Origin of the sequence: Bacillus sp. CBEL-1, from assembly GCF_004348885.1 — a bacterium.
Taxonomy (GTDB): Bacteria; Bacillota; Bacilli; order Bacillales; family Bacillaceae_H; genus Priestia; species Priestia aryabhattai_A.
The window spans coordinates 372,912-393,339 of sequence record NZ_SBIM01000013.1; the positions used below are offsets into that span (position 1 = coordinate 372,912).

General features: G+C 36.6%; 25 protein-coding genes. 7 read left to right on the forward strand and 18 right to left on the reverse strand.

The window, feature by feature from the left end:
* Positions 1-82 precede the first annotated feature (82 nt).
* The 4 genes from EPL02_RS12000 to EPL02_RS12015 all read right to left on the reverse strand — a co-directional run bounded on the left by EPL02_RS12000 (position 83) and on the right by EPL02_RS12015 (position 3,263).
* Positions 83-493, reverse strand: a complete 411-nt coding sequence (locus tag EPL02_RS12000) for a hypothetical protein (protein WP_094910315.1) — start codon at positions 491-493, stop codon at positions 83-85.
* A gap of 336 nt (positions 494-829) precedes the next feature.
* Positions 830-1,471 (reverse strand): DUF2306 domain-containing protein, encoded by a 642-nt coding sequence (locus tag EPL02_RS12005; RefSeq protein WP_094910316.1) that lies wholly within the window; start codon positions 1,469-1,471, stop codon positions 830-832.
* 3 nt (positions 1,472-1,474) lie between these two features.
* Positions 1,475-2,614, reverse strand: coding sequence for a cysteine desulfurase family protein (locus tag EPL02_RS12010; RefSeq protein ID WP_094910317.1), 1,140 nt, complete (start codon positions 2,612-2,614; stop codon positions 1,475-1,477).
* A 19-nt stretch (positions 2,615-2,633) separates the two neighbouring features.
* Positions 2,634-3,263, reverse strand: coding sequence for a rhodanese-like domain-containing protein (locus EPL02_RS12015; RefSeq protein ID WP_094910318.1), 630 nt, complete (start codon positions 3,261-3,263; stop codon positions 2,634-2,636).
* 265 nt (positions 3,264-3,528) lie between these two features.
* Here EPL02_RS12015 and EPL02_RS12020 point away from each other — a divergent pair, with 265 nt between their 5' ends.
* Positions 3,529-4,179 carry a TetR/AcrR family transcriptional regulator gene (locus EPL02_RS12020; protein ID WP_094910319.1) on the forward strand — a complete coding sequence of 217 codons (651 nt, stop codon included), beginning with the start codon at positions 3,529-3,531 and terminating at the stop codon, positions 4,177-4,179.
* 608 nt (positions 4,180-4,787) lie between these two features.
* Positions 4,788-4,907, forward strand: coding sequence for a DUF4023 domain-containing protein (locus EPL02_RS12025; RefSeq protein ID WP_094910320.1), 120 nt, complete (start codon positions 4,788-4,790; stop codon positions 4,905-4,907).
* Between the two features lie 72 nt (positions 4,908-4,979).
* Here the strand turns inward: EPL02_RS12025 and EPL02_RS12030 are convergent, their stop codons facing one another.
* Together EPL02_RS12030 and EPL02_RS12035 are read right to left on the reverse strand one after the other, a co-directional pair.
* Positions 4,980-5,804 (reverse strand): thermonuclease family protein, encoded by an 825-nt coding sequence (locus EPL02_RS12030; protein ID WP_256993285.1) that lies wholly within the window; start codon positions 5,802-5,804, stop codon positions 4,980-4,982.
* 65 nt (positions 5,805-5,869) lie between these two features.
* Positions 5,870-6,448 (reverse strand): HAD-IA family hydrolase, encoded by a 579-nt coding sequence (locus EPL02_RS12035; RefSeq protein ID WP_131887839.1) that lies wholly within the window; start codon positions 6,446-6,448, stop codon positions 5,870-5,872.
* Between the two features lie 226 nt (positions 6,449-6,674).
* Here EPL02_RS12035 and EPL02_RS12040 point away from each other — a divergent pair, with 226 nt between their 5' ends.
* Together EPL02_RS12040 and EPL02_RS12045 are read left to right on the forward strand one after the other, a co-directional pair.
* The gene (locus tag EPL02_RS12040) at positions 6,675-7,007 is read left to right on the forward strand and encodes a helix-turn-helix domain-containing protein (protein ID WP_165932562.1); all 333 of its coding nucleotides are present in this window, start codon (positions 6,675-6,677) and stop codon (positions 7,005-7,007) included.
* 182 nt (positions 7,008-7,189) lie between these two features.
* Positions 7,190-7,543, forward strand: coding sequence for a hypothetical protein (locus EPL02_RS12045; RefSeq protein WP_131887841.1), 354 nt, complete (start codon positions 7,190-7,192; stop codon positions 7,541-7,543).
* 138 nt (positions 7,544-7,681) lie between these two features.
* On the opposite strand, the gene brnQ is transcribed toward EPL02_RS12045, so the two are convergent.
* From brnQ to EPL02_RS12075, 6 genes are all read right to left on the reverse strand, one after another.
* A complete protein-coding gene (brnQ, locus tag EPL02_RS12050) occupies positions 7,682-8,986 on the reverse strand; it encodes a branched-chain amino acid transport system II carrier protein (protein ID WP_131887842.1) in 1,305 nt (434 codons plus the stop codon).
* Between the two features lie 152 nt (positions 8,987-9,138).
* Positions 9,139-10,149, reverse strand: coding sequence for a glycine-rich domain-containing protein (locus tag EPL02_RS12055; RefSeq protein ID WP_286175422.1), 1,011 nt, complete (start codon positions 10,147-10,149; stop codon positions 9,139-9,141).
* A 330-nt stretch (positions 10,150-10,479) separates the two neighbouring features.
* Positions 10,480-10,824 (reverse strand): DUF1048 domain-containing protein, encoded by a 345-nt coding sequence (locus tag EPL02_RS12060; protein WP_131887843.1) that lies wholly within the window; start codon positions 10,822-10,824, stop codon positions 10,480-10,482.
* Position 10,825: 1 nt separating this feature from the next.
* Positions 10,826-11,164 carry a PadR family transcriptional regulator gene (locus EPL02_RS12065; protein WP_131887844.1) on the reverse strand — a complete coding sequence of 113 codons (339 nt, stop codon included), beginning with the start codon at positions 11,162-11,164 and terminating at the stop codon, positions 10,826-10,828.
* 175 nt (positions 11,165-11,339) lie between these two features.
* Entirely contained in the window at positions 11,340-11,762 is a 423-nt protein-coding gene (locus tag EPL02_RS12070) for a GNAT family N-acetyltransferase (RefSeq protein WP_131888469.1), read from the reverse strand.
* A gap of 159 nt (positions 11,763-11,921) precedes the next feature.
* On the reverse strand, positions 11,922-12,326 hold the full coding sequence (locus tag EPL02_RS12075; protein ID WP_094910327.1) for a hypothetical protein: 405 nt from the start codon (positions 12,324-12,326) through the stop codon (positions 11,922-11,924).
* A 352-nt stretch (positions 12,327-12,678) separates the two neighbouring features.
* Between EPL02_RS12075 and EPL02_RS12080 the strand changes: the two genes are divergently transcribed.
* The 3 genes from EPL02_RS12080 (at position 12,679) to EPL02_RS12090 (ending at position 14,314) form a co-directional block, all read left to right on the forward strand.
* On the forward strand, positions 12,679-13,173 hold the full coding sequence (locus EPL02_RS12080; protein ID WP_094910328.1) for a hypothetical protein: 495 nt from the start codon (positions 12,679-12,681) through the stop codon (positions 13,171-13,173).
* A 288-nt stretch (positions 13,174-13,461) separates the two neighbouring features.
* Entirely contained in the window at positions 13,462-14,013 is a 552-nt protein-coding gene (locus EPL02_RS12085) for a hypothetical protein (RefSeq protein WP_131887845.1), read from the forward strand.
* Positions 13,994-14,314: a hypothetical protein gene (locus tag EPL02_RS12090; RefSeq protein WP_131887846.1), complete on the forward strand. Its 321-nt coding sequence runs from the start codon at positions 13,994-13,996 to the stop codon at positions 14,312-14,314. Before EPL02_RS12085 ends, EPL02_RS12090 begins: the two co-directional genes overlap by 20 nt.
* Before the next feature lie 56 nt (positions 14,315-14,370).
* On the opposite strand, the gene EPL02_RS12095 is transcribed toward EPL02_RS12090, so the two are convergent.
* The 6 genes from EPL02_RS12095 to EPL02_RS12120 all read right to left on the reverse strand — a co-directional run bounded on the left by EPL02_RS12095 (position 14,371) and on the right by EPL02_RS12120 (position 20,348).
* Entirely contained in the window at positions 14,371-15,603 is a 1,233-nt protein-coding gene (locus EPL02_RS12095) for an aminopeptidase (protein WP_131887847.1), read from the reverse strand.
* A 139-nt stretch (positions 15,604-15,742) separates the two neighbouring features.
* The gene (locus EPL02_RS12100; protein WP_131887848.1) at positions 15,743-16,354 is read right to left on the reverse strand and encodes an AmiS/UreI family transporter; all 612 of its coding nucleotides are present in this window, start codon (positions 16,352-16,354) and stop codon (positions 15,743-15,745) included.
* A gap of 133 nt (positions 16,355-16,487) precedes the next feature.
* Positions 16,488-17,669: a NupC/NupG family nucleoside CNT transporter gene (locus EPL02_RS12105; RefSeq protein WP_094910333.1), complete on the reverse strand. Its 1,182-nt coding sequence runs from the start codon at positions 17,667-17,669 to the stop codon at positions 16,488-16,490.
* A gap of 99 nt (positions 17,670-17,768) precedes the next feature.
* Complete coding sequence (locus tag EPL02_RS12110) at positions 17,769-18,170, reverse strand: cytidine deaminase (protein ID WP_131887849.1); 402 nt, start codon at positions 18,168-18,170, stop codon at positions 17,769-17,771.
* Between the two features lie 88 nt (positions 18,171-18,258).
* Entirely contained in the window at positions 18,259-18,933 is a 675-nt protein-coding gene (deoC, locus tag EPL02_RS12115; protein WP_094910335.1) for a deoxyribose-phosphate aldolase, read from the reverse strand.
* A 113-nt stretch (positions 18,934-19,046) separates the two neighbouring features.
* A complete protein-coding gene (locus tag EPL02_RS12120) occupies positions 19,047-20,348 on the reverse strand; it encodes a pyrimidine-nucleoside phosphorylase (protein ID WP_094910336.1) in 1,302 nt (433 codons plus the stop codon).
* Positions 20,349-20,428 lie beyond the last annotated feature (80 nt).

A 20,428-nucleotide genomic window follows, 5' to 3' on the forward strand; every position in this document is an offset into this window, starting at 1 on the left:
ATTATTTCTTTAACAAGGATAAGTAAAAAAGCAGTGTACATCCCATACACTGCTTTTTATTACATAACTATATAAAACACTATTATAGAGCTGGAGATACAGTTGTGCCAGTAAACGTAAGTGGTCCAATGACATTTGCTTGTGTTAACAATGCATTTAATCGTTGAGCTGTCAAAGTGTAAGTGTGATACCCTATCGGAGCATTTATATCAATAATATTAAATGTAGCAAGTCTAAGTTCATTTACGGCTAATGTGCTAACGTCAACAGAACCAATAATATCGCCATTTCGAAGTACGTTTATAATAACATTTGGCAATCCTAAAAATGACTGAATACCTGCAGTTCCTTTTAGCACAACATTAGAACCTTCTTTATCAACAGACAATTCAAACTCACCTAATATAACGGTTGAACTGCTGGGAATGGAGATATTTAAACTATCGCTAAAATTACTTGGAACACTTGAATTGAAATCAGAAACAACTTTCAATTGCGCCTCTCCTTTGAACAGATAAAAATAGTCTTACTTTATATGTTATGCTTTATTATTTCAATAGCTTGGACTTCTTTTATAATTTGGTTAAAAATCAACTATCGCCTTAGAAATTAATACTTTAACTTTTTCATTTGCTTATAGCATGTATTACATCTTATCTCTGTTTTATGTTGTAAAAAATCAACTTCGTTCTATAACATTTGAGTTTTCCCCCTTTATAGAAGGGGCTCTTTTCAAACTAATTTTCACAATATTTTTTACACATCACTGTATAAATATAATGATAAACACACTCTCATTTAATTAAAATTGTATATTAGTCTACATACGTTATGTTAATGAAGGCTTTTTCCTTGCATTCTCTTTAATAATTAACACTATGAACTGAGCAATTAGCAAGTTTACTATCCAACTTATAGATACAGCTACCTGATAGGATAAAATGTAATCAAGCTGGAGGGCTTTATTTAACAATAAAGTCACAACGTATATAGTTGTATTAGCTAATGTTAAGGAATAACTTCTGATCATCCATTCCTTGTGCAATTGAATTCGTTTAGCTTTAATTGTCCGATATGCTTGATACGTCGTGTAAAACCAAGCGACATTCAAACATATAAACCCAATTGTACTAATTAGTCCTCCAGTAGCATAAAAAGAAACGAACAAACCTGGAAAGAAGTTTATGAAGATGCTGATTATATAAACCTTTCCTACTGTACGATGGATAACTTTATTTTTAGAACGTGTACTTTTTAAAAAAGCAATAGGTCCTATTATCAATGCTAGTAAAGATAAAACGATATGCAATCGTAAACATATTAACCATATACTATTTTGTAATAAGTCTAAGGAGCCTTTATACTGTAGAAACTTTGTAAAGGTAGGATCTACAATAAAGTTTTTAGAGAATGTATGACCAAACCAAGCAACAGCTATAAAAAAAGTAAGTACGATTAGCAGCTTTTTCATACTTTAAACCTCTGCCTTAGAAAAAATCTCGCGGATTAAAGCGAATAAAAATGACTCAACTTCTTCAAGCGTATTATGAGTTGAAAAACTAACTCTAATGGCACTATTTGCAATACCTTTATTTAATCCACATGCTGTCAATACTCTTGAAGGATTAGCATTACTTGAAGAACAAGCTGAGCTTTTCGAGACGAATATTTGATATTTTTCTAAGGAGCGTATTAAATCATCTGATAATATACCTTCAATTGAAAAATTAATAATATGAGGAGCATTATTATTCTCTGTAGAACTATTAATATGGCAGTTAGGTATATCTCGTAAACCAGATAAGAGATGATTTTTAAGACTATTTAAATAGCTGTTATTTCTCTCTATATGTTCACATTGTTTTTCCATCGCTTTACTCATAGCTACTATGCTTGCTACATTTTCAGTTCCAGATCGTTGTCCATATTCTTGACCACCTCCCACTAGCAGTGGCGGTAAATATACCCCTTCTCGAACATATAAGATACCAGCTCCTCTTGGGCTGTGAAATTTATGAGAGGATAATGATAAAAGATCAATATTCCAATTAGTAATATCAATATCAACTTTCCCAAACGCTTGTACTGCGTCTACATGAAAAGTAATAGCGGGATAATTCTTTAATAATTCTCCAATTTCTTTAATGGGTTGTATACTCCCTAACTCACTGTTAACATGCATGATCGATACAAGTATCGTATCTGAACGGATGGCTCTTTTTAGTTCTTCGATGTTAATATGCCCTGTTTTATTCACAGAAAGATAAGTAACAGAAAAACCCCATTCCTCCAACTGCTTACATGTATTATAGACGGAAGCATGTTCCACACTGGTTGTGATGATATGCTTTTTTTGATTTATATACTGAAGAGCTATACTCTTAATTGCTGTATTATTACTTTCTGTTCCACTTGAAGTGAAAACAATTTCTCTAGGTCTTACACCTAAACAATCGCTGCAAATATTTCTAGCCTCTTCTAATGTAACAGATGCTTTTCTTCCTAAACCTTGAATAGATGAGGGATTTCCCCAATAGTTTTTAGTTGTATTAAAAAAACATTCTAAAACATCCTTATCTGGAAATGTTGTAGCACTATTATCAAAATAAATCATATCTTTACTCCCCTAGTCTCTATTTACGTAATTTATTTAATAACTTAAAAGTTCCTTCAATTACAGGTACAACAAAGCCAGCTCCCTTCCACCCTAGTAGTCCACCCCTTAAATCGTAAGTTTTAAAGCCTCTTTCCTGGAGAAATTCACAAACATATGGGCTGCGGTAACCTGCTGTACAATACACAATATAGGTTTTTTCTTTTGACAAATCGTTAACTTTATGGGGAATTTCTTTCACTTCAATATTAATAGCATTCAAAATTAAATCATTTTTTATTTCGTGCTTCTCTCTTACATCTAGTAATTGTATGTTATTTGTAGAACTAACTAACTCTTTTACCTCTTTAGGGTTAAGGCTTTTTATCTCCTCGGAATTATTTATAGTTTCTTGATTTCTTTCCAAATAATTGGTTTTTTCTATTTTATACGAGTTAAAAATCGGAAATTTACTCATCAATTTTTGGGCTTCATTCTCCGCTTCTTCTCTTGTATTTCTCACTCCTAACACAGACCATTCTTTACTTTTTTTCATTTGTAAAGAAATCACATAACAATTTTTACTGCATTCTTCACACGCTTGATTATTCTCAAAACTTAAGCCGCTAACATCTTTCTTACATATAGTACAAAAACTAGTGGTGGACATAATGTACCTCCTAAAATTAAAACAAACAATTAAAACAACTGTTTTAATTTTATTTTTTACCTTCCTTAATGTCAATAGTCCTCACAAAACGTTCAAATTTTAGACTTTTATCAGTCCTTTATCAGTCTTTTAACAATTTTTTTATTTTCATCACACCTAAAGGATATATAGCATATTTAGACCTTATTTGAATGGTTTAAATGAAAGGTATATACTAATTAAAAATAAGCCAAATACATATTGATAATTAAGGGAAGGAAGAAAAATGAGTAAAAGAGAAGATAAAAAATTAAAAATTCTACAAGCTGCTGAACAGGCATATGTAGAGGAAGGATCCAATTTTTCTCTACGAACGATAACGCAGATAGCCAAAGTAAATGTAGCCGCAGTAAATTATTATTTTGGTTCAAAGACAAATTTAATGGAACTTATGGCTGAAAGAATTATTGGTCAACTAAACGCAGAACAACTTTCAAATTTAGCTACCTTGAAAAAAAGAAATAATCCTATATCAGTTGAGGACGTTGTTAAGTCATTTGCTGAGCCTTTTTTTCACCTCAATATCGGCAGTGAAAAAGAAAAAGTAAAGAAATCAAAAATGCTAGGACTACTCTTGATTGATACCAATGCTGAAATAAGATCTGTATTTTATAAAAAAACTCAAATTGTTGATTCTGAATACATGGAAATTTTGAAAAACCTTTTACCGCTTTTATCAACTCAAGAGTTATGCTGGAGATATAAACATATGATAGGACTAATTATCAATAATATCGGTGGATTTATTCCATTAGGGACTAACAACAATATCTCTAATGATGAAGTAGACAATAAAATAGTATTAGAATGGATTGTAACGTATATAACAGCAGCACTTTTAGCTCCACCCTCATCTCACAATTCCATACACAGTTAGAGACATTTATTAAGTAAGTATAGAAATGTTCTTTCTTCTCCATTAAAATAGGCTGTTGAGAACACAATTTCTCAACAGCCTAGAATACAATGTCTTCTTCTAAACATTTTTATCTTGCTATTAATTCTTTGACTGACGACCCCCTGCTTTCTCTTCTTCTGTACAGAACCACTGCACGTTGTTCATTTTCTGATGGTAGTGGATACCAGTTGGAAAATGGTGAATTTTAGCGACCGTTAATGCTCTCAGTATATTTACTATTGCTTAGCACAGCCTAAAATTACTTTGTTTTTGTGCCAGCTGGATTATTACTAGAACTAGGCAATGGAACAATTATTTCTGCTGCGATCACCCTTCATCCAAACATTTACTCAATAGATGAATGTTTAGTTCACCCTCTAGCTTTTTTAATGTTCAGTTAATGGAACAGCCAAAGTATTATCCGCTAACACCTTCTTTCTCGGAATTCGCCACTTTTTTTAAATTATTCCCAGTTAGTTCTGCTTCTTAGGTGCTTTCAGACTAATTAATCCATCCATTAATTGCATGCATCAATCCTTTTGCTAAGGATAAAGTAAAAATGAGTTTTAAATTAAGGAGGTTTTCTTATGGATAATACAAATGAATTTGTAGAGAAATTACACCAAAAACAAGCTAAGGCGGAGCAGAACGAAAAGCGTCAAGGAAAAGCTCATGCAAGTCGTAAATTACCTAATAAACAACACTAACAAGAAGAACATAAAATAGGCTGCTGAGTACTTTCATCTCAACAGCCTAAAAACAATCTAATGTTAGCATCATCAATTCTTCGACTGACGATACCCTGCTTTCTCTGCTTCTTCTTCCGTACAGAACCACTGCACGTTGTTCATCTTCTGGTCATAGTGTGCACCAGTTGGGACGTGGTAAATCTTTGAATTTTTGTTGCCTTTAATTTTATTTTCACAGCGCTCGGTTAGCTCCGCTGATTCGTCTTCTTCTTTTTCTTTTATACCTCTGGCTACTTCAGAGTTATAGCCTTTTTCTTCTACATAGTTTTCAATGCTCCAGATGCCCAGCTTGTTTTTTCGAGCTTGGTCCTGCGTTTTACGAAATTCGTCCACGTACTTCGTATTGGGAGGAAAGACCGCTACGCGTGCCAGACCTTTTGCCACAAGCTCTTCATTAAACAACTTGCTGTCTATCCATATGTACGCAAGCAAACGACCGTAGCGATCGCGCTCTTCTGCATCAAACTCAAGCGTGACCTCTTGGTTTGTTAAATGCTCAGTCGTGTAGTCAGATGCTTCTGGTCCAAACGGTTGAACCTTCAGCTGCGGATGCTTTGTTTCAGGGGTGTCTACAAGAATGAGGCGTACCGTTTCTTCCTTCCCATTTAAAAGTTCTACTTTGACTGTATCACCGTCAACTACTCGTGTAACAGTAGCTGCGACTCCAATAACGCCTTCACGTTTCAGTGAAGACTCCACTGCATTTTCATCCCCGGACTGATTTACATTTGTTTCTTCCGCTGCCGGCTGCGTTGCTTTCTTTTCATTTGACTCACTTGTTTGCGTTCCACACCCGCTTAGAACGGCGAGCATCAAAATCAAAAGTAAGCCAAACATCTTTTGTAACCTATTCACTTCATTCCACCTCTTACTTTTACTTCCATTTATGCATAAAAAACAAAAAACTCGCGAATCGCTTATCACGAGTTTTTGTCTATAACTTTGTTAAAAAATTGATCGTATGACGTTAAATGATAGTCTGCTTCAAGCGTATCGTTTTGAAAAGCACACGTTTTAATGCCAAGCTCACGCGCAGGCTTTAAATCTAACTCACGGTCACCAATAACTAAATCAAGATGATATTTATCGTGAAGATACGCATAAGCTCCTGTATCCGGCTTACGCTTGTATCCATCGTCTTTTGTAATGATTTCTGTAAAATAGTCTTCCATCCCAAAGTACGCTAAAATAGCAAGAGTAGACTCGCGTGATTTATGCGTTACAATCACGTTTTTATCCGCCCACTTTAGTACATCTTCTACATGAGGAAACGCAGGCTTGTCTTCAGGACTTAGCTGATGCTCAAGCACATGGAAGTTTTCATCAAAAACTGACTTTTCTACGTTAAAGTGTTTGATTGCAACTTCCGACGAAATCTTCATTTGTTTTAAGATTTCAGCTTCTGTAACGGATTCGTCTTTTACAAGCTTTTTAAATGCTTTTACTATTGTTGGATATGTATCAAAAATGGTACCATCAAAGTCCCATAAAATGTTCATCGTGTCAGCCTCTCCTTTTCAAAACCGTTCTAATCATACCAGACTTTTGGCTCCTTGTCATTTGAATTTCGAATTCGTTTTTAATTATCACTTTTTTGTCATTTTCGTTTTTCAACTTTGATTATTCGCTTTTAGAAAATAATGTTGTGGATGCAACCAATCTTCAATTACAATAGAAGAAACATCTCGGTTTTACATACAGTTACCTTTTAAAGGAGGAGCTACGTTGAATACGAAAGAAGACGAACGCTTACTAGCCCAATCGCTGTTAGCCAAAGGAATGAAACCAAAAGACATTGCCGATCAGCTTCATGTTCATATCTCAACGATTTACAACTGGAAAAAAGAAATGACTGTTAAAAACGAAAGCCGAAAAAATTTTAATAATTTTGTTTCGAAAACTAAAGAAGAAATGAAAACCGAATCGAAAAACGACAAACGTACGATAGATCTTCAACAAGAAAACCAAGCATTAAAACAAAAAGTACGAGATTTAGAAAATATTATTGCTGATTTAGCAATCAAACTCAAACGAGAAAACAAAGAATGGCTAAAGTAATAAAGTGAGTGTTAGCTTAGCTTTAGTAAACTCTAATCTAGAAATCCCTAGTATTACCTCTTAATTTGAATAGATAGCTCTGTTGTATTAATGCTAACTTAGCAGAGGGAATATCAACACTTCCCTCTGCTTTTTTTTACAATTCGCACCAATAAATACGCATGAAATGAGGTGATGTAATGTTGCCAGAAACAATTAGAATACAAGGGTTCACAAGAGAAAATAGATATAAAATGATTGATTATGCCGTTAGCAGCATATCAAAATGTGCTGGCTGGGTTACAAATCATACAATGTATTCAAACAAAGTAATTGTTATCAACTTTGAAATAGAAATTAGAGGTGTTAGACAGTTACTGCAGTTATTAAATCAAAATGGACTTTCATTGTTTGAAGAAAGCAATAAAATAATTCATCACTTTCCAGAGGACTATGGTGCAAATAACCCAAAGAAAGAAATGATAGGTTCAATAAATATTACATTTATAAACGACGAACCGAGCACAAGAAACCACATTCCAGCTATTCCAGGATAAATCTCTCCCTGCTTCACTCTTCGGATTCTAATCAAAGGTTTAATAAGAAAATGAAAAGAGGACATAAGGTCGTGTACGGACCTTATGTCCTCTTTTTCGATACTTCTCCATTCTTATTTGAACAAAATATTCTGACAATTAAGTTAAACGAGAAGGATTTTTTGTTTTGGAAATAAATAATAAACCAATCACAACGCCAATCACTGCTGGTACAACCCACCCTAACCCTTGAGCGTGTAAAGGTAACCAAGCAAATATCGATGGCATTCCTATTGATACAAGCCCATCGTATACGCTAACGATTCCTGTCAATAAAAGCGTCGTAATATAGATCACGTTTGACCCTTGAAAATAAGAGTGGAAAAACGAAAGCACAACAAGCATGATCGTTAACGGATAAATCATAGTCAGTACCGGAATAGACAGAGAAATGATTTGATTAAGTCCCACATTTGTTAGCAGTAAACTCACAATCGTTAGTACTGTAACAATTTTCTGATAAGAAACTCCTGGCAAGACGCTTGTAAAATACTGAGCGCACGCTGTAATTAGCCCAACACACGTTGTAAAGCAAGCAACTCCTACAGTAGCTCCTAATAGAATAACACCCGCTGCTCCGTAAAACTGCTCTGCTGCTGCCGTTAAAAGCTCTCCTCCGTTTTGGAACGTAGACGTACTTCCCATTCTCGCTCCTAATACACCGATGAGTATGTACACGCTACATAAGGCAATGCCGGCAATGACACCTGTTTTAATCGTTGTGTTCATAATGGCCTTTTTCTCGGTAATGCCTTTGGCTTTAATTGCCGTAATTACCACAATCCCAAACGCTAATGAAGCGATGGTATCCATCGTTAAATACCCTTCCATAAAGCCTGTAAAAAACGGGGCATTTTCATATTTTTCTGTTACATTCCCGAAGGATGGTTCAAGGTTAAACAACCCTGCAAAACCAATTAAAGCAATTGTCAGTAATAAAAAGGGAGTTAATAAACTGCCGATTCGATCTACGATCTTCGCTGGATTTAAGCTAAGCCAATATACAAGTGCAAAAAAGGCGATTGAAAAAAGCACTAGGGAAACTCCACCTACGTTCGCGCCTAAAAATGGTGCTAGTCCCATCTCATAAGCTACATTTGCACCGCGCGGAATGCCCATAAACGGCCCAATCATTAAATATAATATGGTTGTAAAAATAAGTCCAAATAGTGGGTGAACCCTGCCGCTTAGTGCTTGAACTCCGTTATCTACTGTAGAAATTGCAATCACACCTAATATCGGCAGTCCTACTCCTGTTAAAACAAAGCCAATCATCGCTGGCCAAAATGCTTCTCCTGCTTCCTGTCCTAAAAAAGGCGGGAAAATTAGATTTCCAGCTCCAAAAAACAACGCAAACAGCATGAAACCAATTACGATAATGTCTTTAACAGTTAATTGTTTCATTTCGTTATATGCTCCTTTTACACAATAAAACTCGTCTCTCGAATGAGACGAGTGTATTGTCGAAAAATGTAGATATTTCATACACAAAAAGTAATTCTAACGAACAACCTTTGAACTGTCAATACGTATATTGTTATTTTTCAAAAAATTCGTTACGAACTACCGCATCCGCTGCCACAGCTGGAACTTGAACAGCTTGATCCTCCGCTATCTCCCCCACTGTCAAAGGACGAGTCATTGCTGTCATGACCCCCATGTCCGTGCTTATGGTGGGAATCATCCATTGGCGTGGAACAAGCATAGCCGCTGGAGTATGTGCCACTATCTGATGTTTCTGGCCTCTTCATCAACATACCCATATGGTAGCCAAAGTCTTCAGCTTCATATAAGGAATAAAAAATAAAGGCTTGAAACAGCGTAACTTCTGTTACTTTCTTTGACTTTTTAGAAAACGGCTCTTGCTTAGCATTTTGCTTCAAGTGTTCAGCTTGCTTAATTTCTCCTTTTAATTGGCGAACAAGCGCTTTCTTAAGCTCATCCCACTCATCAGAAGGTGTAAAGTATTTATCAATCAGTTTTTCTTCGGACAATTGGTGAAAGTCCTTCAGTATAGAACGTGGGATAGGGTGTTGAAAAAACCTTCCCCATAAAAGACGACTATTATCTTTTACATCAAACAAATGTGTGTAAACCCAGTCAAAGAACGCACGCTTTCCTGGCTCAGAGCTTGCTTCACTGTTCGTATTGGGCTGATGGTGTAAGAATCGACTATAAAACCCTTTGGTAAAACGCTCATAGTCCATCGTAAACATAATCATTTCGTGCCATATATCATCTACTTTTGAGCTAAACATGGGCACATTTTTAATAACAGCATTTATTAAAAAGTATCGTTTAAGTTCAAAAGTTGCCCACTCAATTTCATGAGGCTTCATTCCGTGCTCTTTTGCTACCCTTTCCTTCACCTGTTTCATATATGAAGTAGATAAAGAGCGTTCGAAACTCTCTTCAAGCGCAGCTCCTTTTTCACCATATCGGATACCAAGATGGTTTGGCACTTCTCGGTCATAAAGAAATGAGCGCTTCGGCTTTTGGTTATTGGTTGATTTAACAATAATAATCACAGCAATAATAACCGCTGCTACAATAATTAGAACTCCCACTTTTATTTTCTCTCTCCTCACTCTTCAATCTCTATGGTGTACCTTTATTGTATATTTTACCATATATTAAACATGTCAAAGCAACCATCTTTTTAGCATAAGAGCTATAGTAAAATATGGGTATCTCACTCTAAGTTTATCACAGGGACAATACTTTCAGAACAAACAACCATCAATCAACTTACCAACAGTGTTCCGCCTATCTACCAAAGTAAGTTTAAATAATGGTAGCCTAGGCATTTAAAATTGACCGCTGAACTCTATGGATTTATACACAAAAACGCTCGGATGGAACACCCAAGCGCTTTTTATTTCTTATTTTAACTACGTTTATTCACCACGGCTAATGGTATCATTCAACTTTTTTCGGTATTTATCCTTCCACGTTTGCTCATCATGAACGAGATCATCACAAAAAGCAGCTACGTCCTTGCCTGTAAGGTCCGTTACTTTTTTCCCTTCTGCTGCTCCTTCTTCAAAAAGATCAATAATCCCGCCAAAGATACGTCGGTTTCCTTCCCAATCTGTAGGACCTCCACCAGCTGTCCACATGTATTTTTGAATAGCTTTATAAGCGTTTCGATACTCGGTTGGAAGTGCTTTTGCACGAGATTCCATCGCTCGCCATTCTCTCTTTTCATCCAAATTTCCAATGATTTTCTCAAAGAAATTCATTTCACTTACCTCCTTTTATGCTTCTTGCTCTTAATTCATTCATTCTGCTCGATACGAAGTCCCATTTCGTCCAAAACTCTTCAAGCCGCTCTTTTCCCGCTTCATTGAGTGTATAAAATTTTCGAGGTGGTCCCATAGTGGATGGTTTTTTCTCAATTTCCACCAGCTTATTTTTTTCAAGCCGCATTGTAATGGTATATACTGTTCCTTCGACTACATCAGTGAAGCCAAGGTGACGTAAGTGCTGCGTAATTTCATACCCGTATGTTTCGCCTCGGCTGATAATTTCAAGGACACAGCCTTCAAGCACCCCTTTTAGCATTTCCGTAATATTTTCCAATCGTTCAGCCTCCAGTTACTTACATTTGTACTTCAATGAATAATGGCTTTATAAAGCACTTTATGAAAATCCTCTAATAAGTATTACTGACTACCAGTATATAGTATCACAGAATAGCTGTTTGTCAAGAAACAACCCCGCCTTTCTTTTTTGAAGAAAGACGGATGCGAAGCAGCTATTTTTCTTTTGAAATGACTGTAAACATTCCAGTCATGCTCGGAGAGTAGTTTTTGAAATCGTATTTTTCGTAAAAACCTTCTTTACCTTGTGATGCAAATAAACCGATAAATGCTTTATCCGGAGCATTCTGTTTTAAATAGCTAAACAATAGGTTCATAATACCTTTGGCGATTCCTTTATTCTGGTAATCTGGATGAACCACTATATCTTGAATATAAAAGTAGATAGCACCGTCACCAACAATTCGTCCCATACCTATAATTTGTTCATGGTCGTAGGCTGTAATGCAGTGAATAGAATTTGTTAAAGAAGTTTTCACTACCTCAAAGTTCATATAATTAGTCCACCCTACAGCCTCACACAAATATTTGTATTCTTCCAATGTTGGAGCGCTATTTTTCAACTCATACTTTCTCACCATATGTCCTCCTAACCTGCTATTTCAACAAGTCTATACATTCGACAGCATTTTGTTTCTTCCTTTCACATCATGAATTTTCCTTTAGCTCAGTAAAATTATAAAAAAGACCAAATCGTTGTGATTTGGTCTTCTACTTGCTATTTACGCTTAAACGCTTTATTCTTCAGGGATTTCATCAACCTCTTCAACTTTCACAATACCGTTTGTACTAAACTCTAAATCAAAGTATGCTTTGACGATATCACCTTTTTCAAGCCCTTTTGGCAGCGGTTCGTTTACCTTTGCTTCTAAAAATGAAATACCAGTACCTTCTTTTGTTGTTCCATAGTAGCGTCCATCTTCTACTTTATCAATTGTAATATAGTAAACTCTGTATTTACGCTCTTCTTTATCACCTTTTATTTTTTCATTAACCGTTTCTTGCGCTGGCAATTTATCTAACGTTTCTTCAGCTTGCTTGGCAGTTGGCGTTGTTCCTCGATTCGTAAACTGCACGACAAGTAGGCCTAAACAAACCACTAGTAAAATAAGTAATATAATTTTCTTTACTCCTAAAGACAAAATGTGTGCCTCCTTACACCTTTATGTATATCGTGATCATGTTGCACAAAAGTGATTATACACGATAACGACTCAAAAATATGTGTAAAATTTGTAACATAATCAAAATATGAGAAAGTACCTATGTAAACACTTAACCATAGATTACCATAAAACTCCTGCTTAAAACGTACTATTTTGTTATTTTATCGTTGCTAATGCAAGGTTTTATAGTTATCTAACGTATCTAACTAAAATTATTGGATAAAGAAGGATTGTCTGGTTTTCTTGTCGAACCTATACATAAATTGTAATCATATTGTTACTTGACGTCACGTAATATGCTTTTTGAAGTGAAAAGGGAGGGACCGAAATGAACTTACTAATCATCAGCTTTTTAGCAGCAGCTGTTCTTGCACTGCTAGCAAGCCTTTGGTTTCTAAAAACGAGCCCACGCTCCGATGACCAAAATGTTCATAAGCCTATCGTTTCAGTTACTGGGCAAGTAAAATCAGCAGAAGGAATTGATCAGGTTGCTATTTCAAAAATTGAAATGTATGAAGAACATTTATTAATTAATCAAGTAGCCATGATTCCTCTTCAACGTATTCAGCGTGCTGAATTTGTCAAGCACGTCAAAAATGAAAAAGGCGCTAAAGGCTCACCTGTCCAACGTTATTTTGGAGAACTGACAATCCATTTTACAGATAAAAATGGAGCGGAAGCGTCAATTGTTTGCAGCACGCCGAAAAAGAATCAGTTCCACCATATCTATCAATATGATGTAATGAAAAAAGCAGTTAACAAAGCGTTAGGTATTGAAGATTTACAAAATCATCTCGCATTCCGCGAGCCGTACGAACTATAATCTGGTATTTTTTCCTATTTGTATCATAAACCTCCTTTTATTGCACAAGCTATATCCTATACATACCCAAACCAAGGAGGTTTTCACCATCGATCTAATTCAATTCCTAAAGTACTTTTGTTCCTTCGCCGGAGCAGGATGCTTAGCCTTTACGTATTATCATATGTTTAAAGGAAATAAAAAAGAAGACAAAGAAAGCAGTACGGATTGAGTACTGCTTTTTTTCGATTATTCATTTGTTTAAGTATGGTAGAATAAATATACCCTACACTGAACGGAGCGCTGCAAATGGATATTTATGATTATTTAGACCTACTGCAAAAAGATATACAGGCTTTCCCTATAGAGGAAATTGAACAGCGTTATTTTGACATTTGTACACAGCTTTGCGGAACTGATCTTGTAAAAGCTATTCAGTTCGTTTCGCTAAAAGACTACCAACAGTCACTACAAGATCTCTTGACTCAAGGTTTAACAACTGCACATTCTGCAAGTGCCAAAGCCATTTACTTTGAATACGATTTAGATAATAATTGGAACAGTACGCTTTTTATCTGTGAAAATTACAGTCCACTTGAAGAGGAAGATGATGAGTGGGCATGCGAGTGGATTGATGAAATAAATGGACCAAACCTAGAATCGTTTGGCAAACTATACGAATCTCATGGCTTCGACGATACAAACGAAGCCATAGGCTCGACACTTTATCTCGTTGTACGGTCAGTGTTAGCATACATGAAAGCATACCATGAGGTGAATGCTTCGGCTATAGTGAACGTTTGTATTGGATTTCATGATCAAGATCCGGTGATGAGAATTAATGAAGCAAGCGTCTTATAATATGATTCATTACGAATTTTCATCTCAAAATTTACATATTCTTATTACGCTTGCTATAAATCAAAAGATTTCCCATAAAGCGTTGGTCGATTGGTGCTCTCTCTACATATATGAAGCAGATAAAGAGGATCATCAAGTTCTGTTGTTAGATGATAAAGCAAGAACTGTAATGCTCGATATAGACGCTCAGTGGGAGTTGTTTCTCACGAATACATTCACGGTATCTGAGTTACAAACTCTTAACTTAGACTTGATTAAACTGCCAGTTCAATGGCTAGAAGACTGGCTAGAAAAGCTTTAATTTGTCTAGTATACCAAAACAAAACCACACCTATAAACGGTGTGGTTTTGTTTTTATTAAAACGCCCAGTTCCCTTTTCTAAACACAGGCTCGCTTGTACCGTCGGCTTTGATGCCGTCGATGTCCATTTCAGCTGAGCCAATCATGAAGTCAACGTGGGTGATGCTGTCGTTTGCTCCATTTTCAGCTAGCTCATCTTTTGACATCGTTTTTCCGCCTTCTAAGCAGAAGGAATAAGCACTGCCGATTGCCAGATGGTTGGATGCATTTTCATCAAACAATGTGTTGTAGAAGATAATATCTGATTGCGAAATTGGTGAGTTATGTGGCACTAGCGCTACTTCACCTAGATATTTTGCTCCTTCATCTGTATCAATAAGCTGTTTAAGCGTTTCTTCTCCGTGCTCTGCTTTAACACCTGTAATTTTACCGTTCTCAAACGTAAGGGTAAAGTTCTCAATAAGATTACCTGCATAGCTTAGTGGCTTTGAGCTTGTCACTTGGCCGTTCACGCCGTCTTTTTTTGGAACAGTGAATACTTCTTCTGTCGGCATATTTGCCATAAAGTCATGTCCCTTTTCGTTTACACTGCCTGCACCTACCCAAATGTGCTTTTCAGGTAGCTCAATTGTTAAATCTGTACCCGGTGCTTTATAGTGTAATTTTGCAAAGTGCTTTTCGTTTAGAATATCTACTTTTTCATGTAGATTATCGTTATGCTTTGTCCAAGCTGCTACTGGGTTTTCTTGATCCACACGTACTGCTTTAAAAATAGCTTCCCATAGCTTTTCTTCTTGCTGATCTTCGGGTGCGTCTGGGAATACCTTTGCTGCCCATTCTTTTGATGGTACTGCTACAATTGACCAGCTAATTTTGTCAGACTGAATAGCTTCTCTGAACTTTTTCATCGCTTGACCACTCACGCGTTGGAACGTTGCAATACGCTTCCCATCAACGCCTTTTAATAGATCTGGACTGCTTGAAATAACGGATAAAACCGCTCCACCGTTTTCTACAAGTGCTTCGCGTTCTTGAACTCGCCATGCTGGAAATTCTTCAAAAACTTCATCAGCTGCTTTTTCATACTTTAAGCGAACAAGATAGTCATCTTTAAAATCAACGTCTACTGATTTTGCACCAGCTTCGTACGCTTTTTTAGCAATTTCACGTACGAACGATGCTGAAGCAACGTCAGCAGAAATATGTAAAACTTGCCCTGGTTGAATATTAACGCCAACCTTAACCGCTAGCTCAGCGTATTTTTCAATATTACGTTCAAAATTTAACATAATCTGTCCCCTTTACTAAAAAATTCTTCCACTATTATTTTAGCATAAACGAAGAGCGCAATGATAATATTTACGTTGTTAGTTTACATAATAAAATTACAGAAAATAAAAAACCTAATCACATCGATTAGGTTTTTTATTATTTCATGAGCACGCGTCGCTCGTTAAAGAAGAGCTTATAGCCTAGGTAGATAAAATATAAAATAGAAGCCAAAAGCACAGCAATCCACATGTAATAGAGAGCTTCTGCTCCCCATACGCCTGTTAAGTTAAAGAGTGCTGGAATGGTAAGCGTAATCCACGACTGAACAACGGCGACTTTTCCCACATATTCTGTAATATCTCGCTCCTGCGTGTTGATAAAGTAAAATAAAAACCAAAGAAATGCCCACAGCAACCAAGTTAAGCCGTTTACAACGTCGCCATACCTTGTAAAGGCGATTGTCATATAAACAAGCGCTAAAATCGATACCCAAAGCGAATAATAGCCAAGGCCTGTACCTTCCATTCCTTTGATAACGGTTACACCAACGTACAAATACGTTAAGCCAAATAAGAAAATAGCGGCTTTTTCGTAAAGCACCCAGTTTGTTTGATCTGAAACAATAATTAAATAGAACGGCGCAATCATTTGAAAAACTCCGACAAACAGATTAAAAACCCCGACGTTTTTGTCGTTTGCTTTTCCTAAAAGCATCAGTCCGTTTAAAAAAAGCGCTGCTCCTGATAGTAATAATCCAATGCTGTCCATGTTATCGTAAAGAATACTAGATTCTTTACTACCTCCTTTACATGTGCTCGAAGTATTGTATGGTTCTTATCTTTCCACAAAAGAAAAAAGCAATCCTGCCCGCAGCAGAAATGCTTTTCCTTCTTCATTTGTTTTATAAAATAAAGCTTACAATAATAGCTGATAATACACTTACTAACGTTGCACCGTACAATAAGCGTAAACCAAAGCGAGCCACCGTGTTCCCTTGTTTTTCACTTAAGCCTTTAACAGCTCCAGAAATAATACCGATTGAAGAGAAGTTTGCGAATGATACTAAGAATACTGAGACAATCCCTAGCGTACGCTCACTAAACTGTCCGGACATATCTGCTAAGTTCATCATTGCTACAAACTCGTTCGTTACAAGCTTTGTTGCCATAATTCCACCAGCAGCTACCACTTCTGAACCTGGAATACCCATAATAAACGCAAATGGTGCGAACACATAGCCAAGAATTTCTTGGAATGAAATTCCGATTACCATTTCAAAAACGTTGTTAATGGCTGCGATTAGGGCAACGAAACCAATAAGCATTGCTCCTACAATGATGGCTACTTTAAATCCATCCATGATATATTCGCCAATCATTTCAAAGAACGTTTGTTTTTCTTCATCTTGCACTTCTAAAATATCTTCATCTGCGCTTACTGTATACGGATTAATAATGGACGCGATGATAAAACCACCAAATAAGTTGATAACGATTGCTGTTACTACGTATTTCGGCTCAATCATCGTCATATAAGCACCAACAATTGACATGGACACCGTTGACATTGCGGACGCACATAACGTATATAAGCGGTTTGGTGGTAATTTATCCAGCTGTTTCTTTACTGTGATAAAAACCTCTGATTGACCTACAATGGCAGAAGCTACTGCATTGTAAGATTCCAATCTTCCCATCCCGTTAATTTTACTTAACACAAGACCAATACCTTTCATGATAAAAGGTAAAATCTTAAAGTGCTGTAGAATCCCAATTAATACCGAGATAAATACGATTGGAAGCAGAACCGTTAAGAAAAATGGCGCCGTTCCTTCGTTCGCTAAGCCACCAAATACAAATTCAATTCCTTCAGCAGCATATTCCAATAATTTATTAAACGTTGTTGCAATGGCATCAATGATGATAAAACCAAACTTTGTGTTTAATAGAAGCATTGAAAGTAGTAGCTGAAGTACAACCATAATAAGGATTGGCTTATATTTAATCCCTTTTTTATTGTTACTTGCTAAAAATGCTAAACCAAACACAATTAATAACCCTAGTATTCCAATTAAGTATTGCATGTAATAGACTCCCCACTAGTTGTATAAATTCCCATTTAAATCCTACTTATATAGGCCTTAAACAGCTGCTGCCGAGAGCGTTTTTTTCAAAACAATTCTTTACTTTTTTTGTAAATCTTTTGATGAAAAGAACCCTGGTAACAACTCATTAATATTCGTCACAACGTGATCGCCCTTTAAATTAGCTAAAATCACGACTGTGTCTGGTGAAAAGAACTCAGCTAAAACCTGACGACAAGCTCCACATGGAGAGATCGGTCCTTCTGTATCTCCAACAACTGCGATTGCTTGAAACTCTTTTTCACCTTCTGAAACAGCTTTAAAAATCGCCGTGCGCTCTGCGCAGTTTGTTAAACCATAGGAAGCGTTTTCGATATTACATCCGTGATATAGTTTTCCGTCCTTTGTTAAAAGAGCTGCACCTACATGAAAATTTGAATATTGAACATATGCTTGCTTACTTGCGACGATTGCTTCTTCAATTAATTTTTTCGGTTCCATTCATTCATCATCCTTTTTCATGGTTTAAAGCAGGCTAGCTCAGTATATGAGCTAACCTGCTAGACATTCTCTTTAGATTGTAATTGAATTAGTATGAGCTGTTGCTAATTTCGCCCTTAGCAATTGATACGCCAGAGCTTGCCCCAATACGCGTAGCACCTGCTTCAATCATCGCTTTAGCGTCTTCTAATCCTCGTACCCCACCAGATGCTTTTACGCCAAGGTCTGGTCCAACTGTTTTTCTCATTAACGCGATGTCTTCAACCGTTGCGCCACCTGTTGAAAATCCAGTAGATGTTTTAACAAAGTCTGCACCTGCTTTAACAGATAGTTCACAAGCTTTTACTTTTTCTTCATCTGTTAATAGACATGTTTCAATGATTACTTTCACTAATGCTTTGCCTTTTGCAGCATCAACAACCGCTTTAATATCGCGCTCTACTAGCTCGTAGTTTTTGTCTTTTAACGCCCCGATATTAATAACCATATCAACTTCGTCTGCACCGTTTTCAATTGCATTTGTTGTTTCGAATGCTTTTACTTCTGGTGTGTTTGCTCCTAGTGGGAAACCAATTACTGTGCATACTTTTACTTCTTGTGCATCGCGTAATAACTCAGCAGCTTTTTTAACCCAAGTTGGGTTCACACATACTGATGCAAATGAATACTCTTTTGCTTCTTTTGCAAGTACTGTAATTTGCTCTTCTGTTGCGTTAGCTTTTAATAAAGTGTGGTCAATCATTTTTGTAATTTCGTTGCTCATGTTTAATTCTTCCTTTCAATCCTCTTATAAAGTGAAATTTTAATCTGTAGAAGTCTTGTTACTCTTCTACTGAATACCTAGTTGAACCATTGTGGCCTTTAGGCGCAATAGAATTAATGAATTTCTTTATAGATGAGCGTTGGTGCATTTACTTGTTCAGATACAATTGTATAAGAATCATAAATAACATTCATTACTTCATCTACGTTTTCAGAGTTGCTATGAATTGTTACAAGCGCATCGCCCTTCTTAACAGCATCTCCTACTTTTTTGTGCAATACTACACCAACAGCTAAATCAATGACTGATTCTTTTGTTGCGCGACCTGCACCAAGCTTCATTGCTGCTACGCCGATTTGCTCAGCAACAATTTCTGCTACATAGCCATCTGCTTTTGCTGGAACCGAAATTTTATAAGAAGCATCTGGAAGCTGTGATGGATCATCGACTACGGATGCATCTCCACCCTGTGCTTCAAGGAATGTTTTAAATGTTGCAAGTGCTTGTCCGTTATCAATCACTTCTATTAATAGCGCACGCGCCTCTTCAAGGCTGCTTGCTTTCTTTGCAAGCATAACCATATGACTACCTAACGTCAAGCATAATTCTGTTAAATCCTCCGGCCCTTCTCCTTTTAACGTATCGATTGCTTCTTTCACTTCTAGCGCGTTTCCAACCGCAAATCCAAGCGGTTGACTCATATCAGAAATGATAGCTTTTGTGTTTCGTCCAACACCTTTTCCGATTTCAACCATTGCTTGTGCTAATGCTTCTGCATCTTTTAAGTCTTTCATAAACGCACCGTTTCCAGTCTTAACATCTAAACAAATTGCATCTGCACCCGCTGCAATCTTCTTACTCATAATTGAGCTTGCAATCAGTGGAATTGAATCAACCGTTGCCGTTACGTCACGTAGTGCGTATAGGCTTTTATCCGCTGGTGTTAAGTCACCGCTTTGCCCAATAACTGCTAGTTTATTGGTATTTACCAAGCGAATGAATTCATCATTCGTAATTTCAACGTGAAACCCTGGCACAGCTTCCAGCTTATCAATTGTTCCACCCGTGTGACCAAGACCGCGACCTGACATCTTAGCAACCGGTACGCCTACGGCTGCGACAAGTGGACCAAGTACAAGCGTTGTTGTATCTCCTACGCCTCCTGTACTGTGCTTATCTACTTTAATACCTTCAATGTCACTTAGATCAATTTGATCACCTGAGTTTACCATCGCTGTTGTTAAATGAACGCGTTCTTCCTGCGTCATATCTTGAAAGTAAATTGCCATTGCTAGTGCGGACATCTGATAGTCAGGCAAGTTACCATTTGTATATTCAGAAATAATGAAGTCAATTTCACTTTTTGTTAATTCTAAGCCATTTCGCTTTTTTTCAATTAAATCTACAACTCTCATTGATATGGCCTCCCTATGCGCTTTCTTTTCATGATTGTAACGCTTTCAACATCTTATATCTTCACTATATCTTAACCTTG

Bases quoted from the DNA above. Each gene is read 5' to 3' on its own strand.
- EPL02_RS12005 (WP_094910316.1), bottom strand. From the start codon at position 1,471: ATGAAAAAGCTGCTAATCGTACTTACTTTTTTTATAGCTGTTGCTTGG.
- EPL02_RS12010 (WP_094910317.1), bottom strand. From the start codon at position 2,614: ATGATTTATTTTGATAATAGTGCTACAACATTTCCAGATAAGGATGTT.
- EPL02_RS12015 (WP_094910318.1), bottom strand. From the start codon at position 3,263: ATGTCCACCACTAGTTTTTGTACTATATGTAAGAAAGATGTTAGCGGC.
- EPL02_RS12020 (WP_094910319.1), top strand. From the start codon at position 3,529: ATGAGTAAAAGAGAAGATAAAAAATTAAAAATTCTACAAGCTGCTGAA.
- EPL02_RS12025 (WP_094910320.1), top strand. From the start codon at position 4,788: ATGGATAATACAAATGAATTTGTAGAGAAATTACACCAAAAACAAGCT.
- EPL02_RS12035 (WP_131887839.1), bottom strand. From the start codon at position 6,448: ATGAACATTTTATGGGACTTTGATGGTACCATTTTTGATACATATCCA.
- brnQ (WP_131887842.1), bottom strand. From the start codon at position 8,986: ATGAAACAATTAACTGTTAAAGACATTATCGTAATTGGTTTCATGCTG.
- EPL02_RS12060 (WP_131887843.1), bottom strand. From the start codon at position 10,824: ATGAATTTCTTTGAGAAAATCATTGGAAATTTGGATGAAAAGAGAGAA.
- EPL02_RS12080 (WP_094910328.1), top strand. From the start codon at position 12,679: ATGAACTTACTAATCATCAGCTTTTTAGCAGCAGCTGTTCTTGCACTG.
- EPL02_RS12085 (WP_131887845.1), top strand. From the start codon at position 13,462: ATGGATATTTATGATTATTTAGACCTACTGCAAAAAGATATACAGGCT.
- EPL02_RS12090 (WP_131887846.1), top strand. From the start codon at position 13,994: ATGAAGCAAGCGTCTTATAATATGATTCATTACGAATTTTCATCTCAA.
- EPL02_RS12095 (WP_131887847.1), bottom strand. From the start codon at position 15,603: ATGTTAAATTTTGAACGTAATATTGAAAAATACGCTGAGCTAGCGGTT.
- EPL02_RS12100 (WP_131887848.1), bottom strand. From the start codon at position 16,354: ATGGACAGCATTGGATTATTACTATCAGGAGCAGCGCTTTTTTTAAAC.
- EPL02_RS12105 (WP_094910333.1), bottom strand. From the start codon at position 17,669: ATGCAATACTTAATTGGAATACTAGGGTTATTAATTGTGTTTGGTTTA.
- EPL02_RS12110 (WP_131887849.1), bottom strand. From the start codon at position 18,170: ATGGAACCGAAAAAATTAATTGAAGAAGCAATCGTCGCAAGTAAGCAA.
- deoC (WP_094910335.1), bottom strand. From the start codon at position 18,933: ATGAGCAACGAAATTACAAAAATGATTGACCACACTTTATTAAAAGCT.
- EPL02_RS12120 (WP_094910336.1), bottom strand. From the start codon at position 20,348: ATGAGAGTTGTAGATTTAATTGAAAAAAAGCGAAATGGCTTAGAATTA.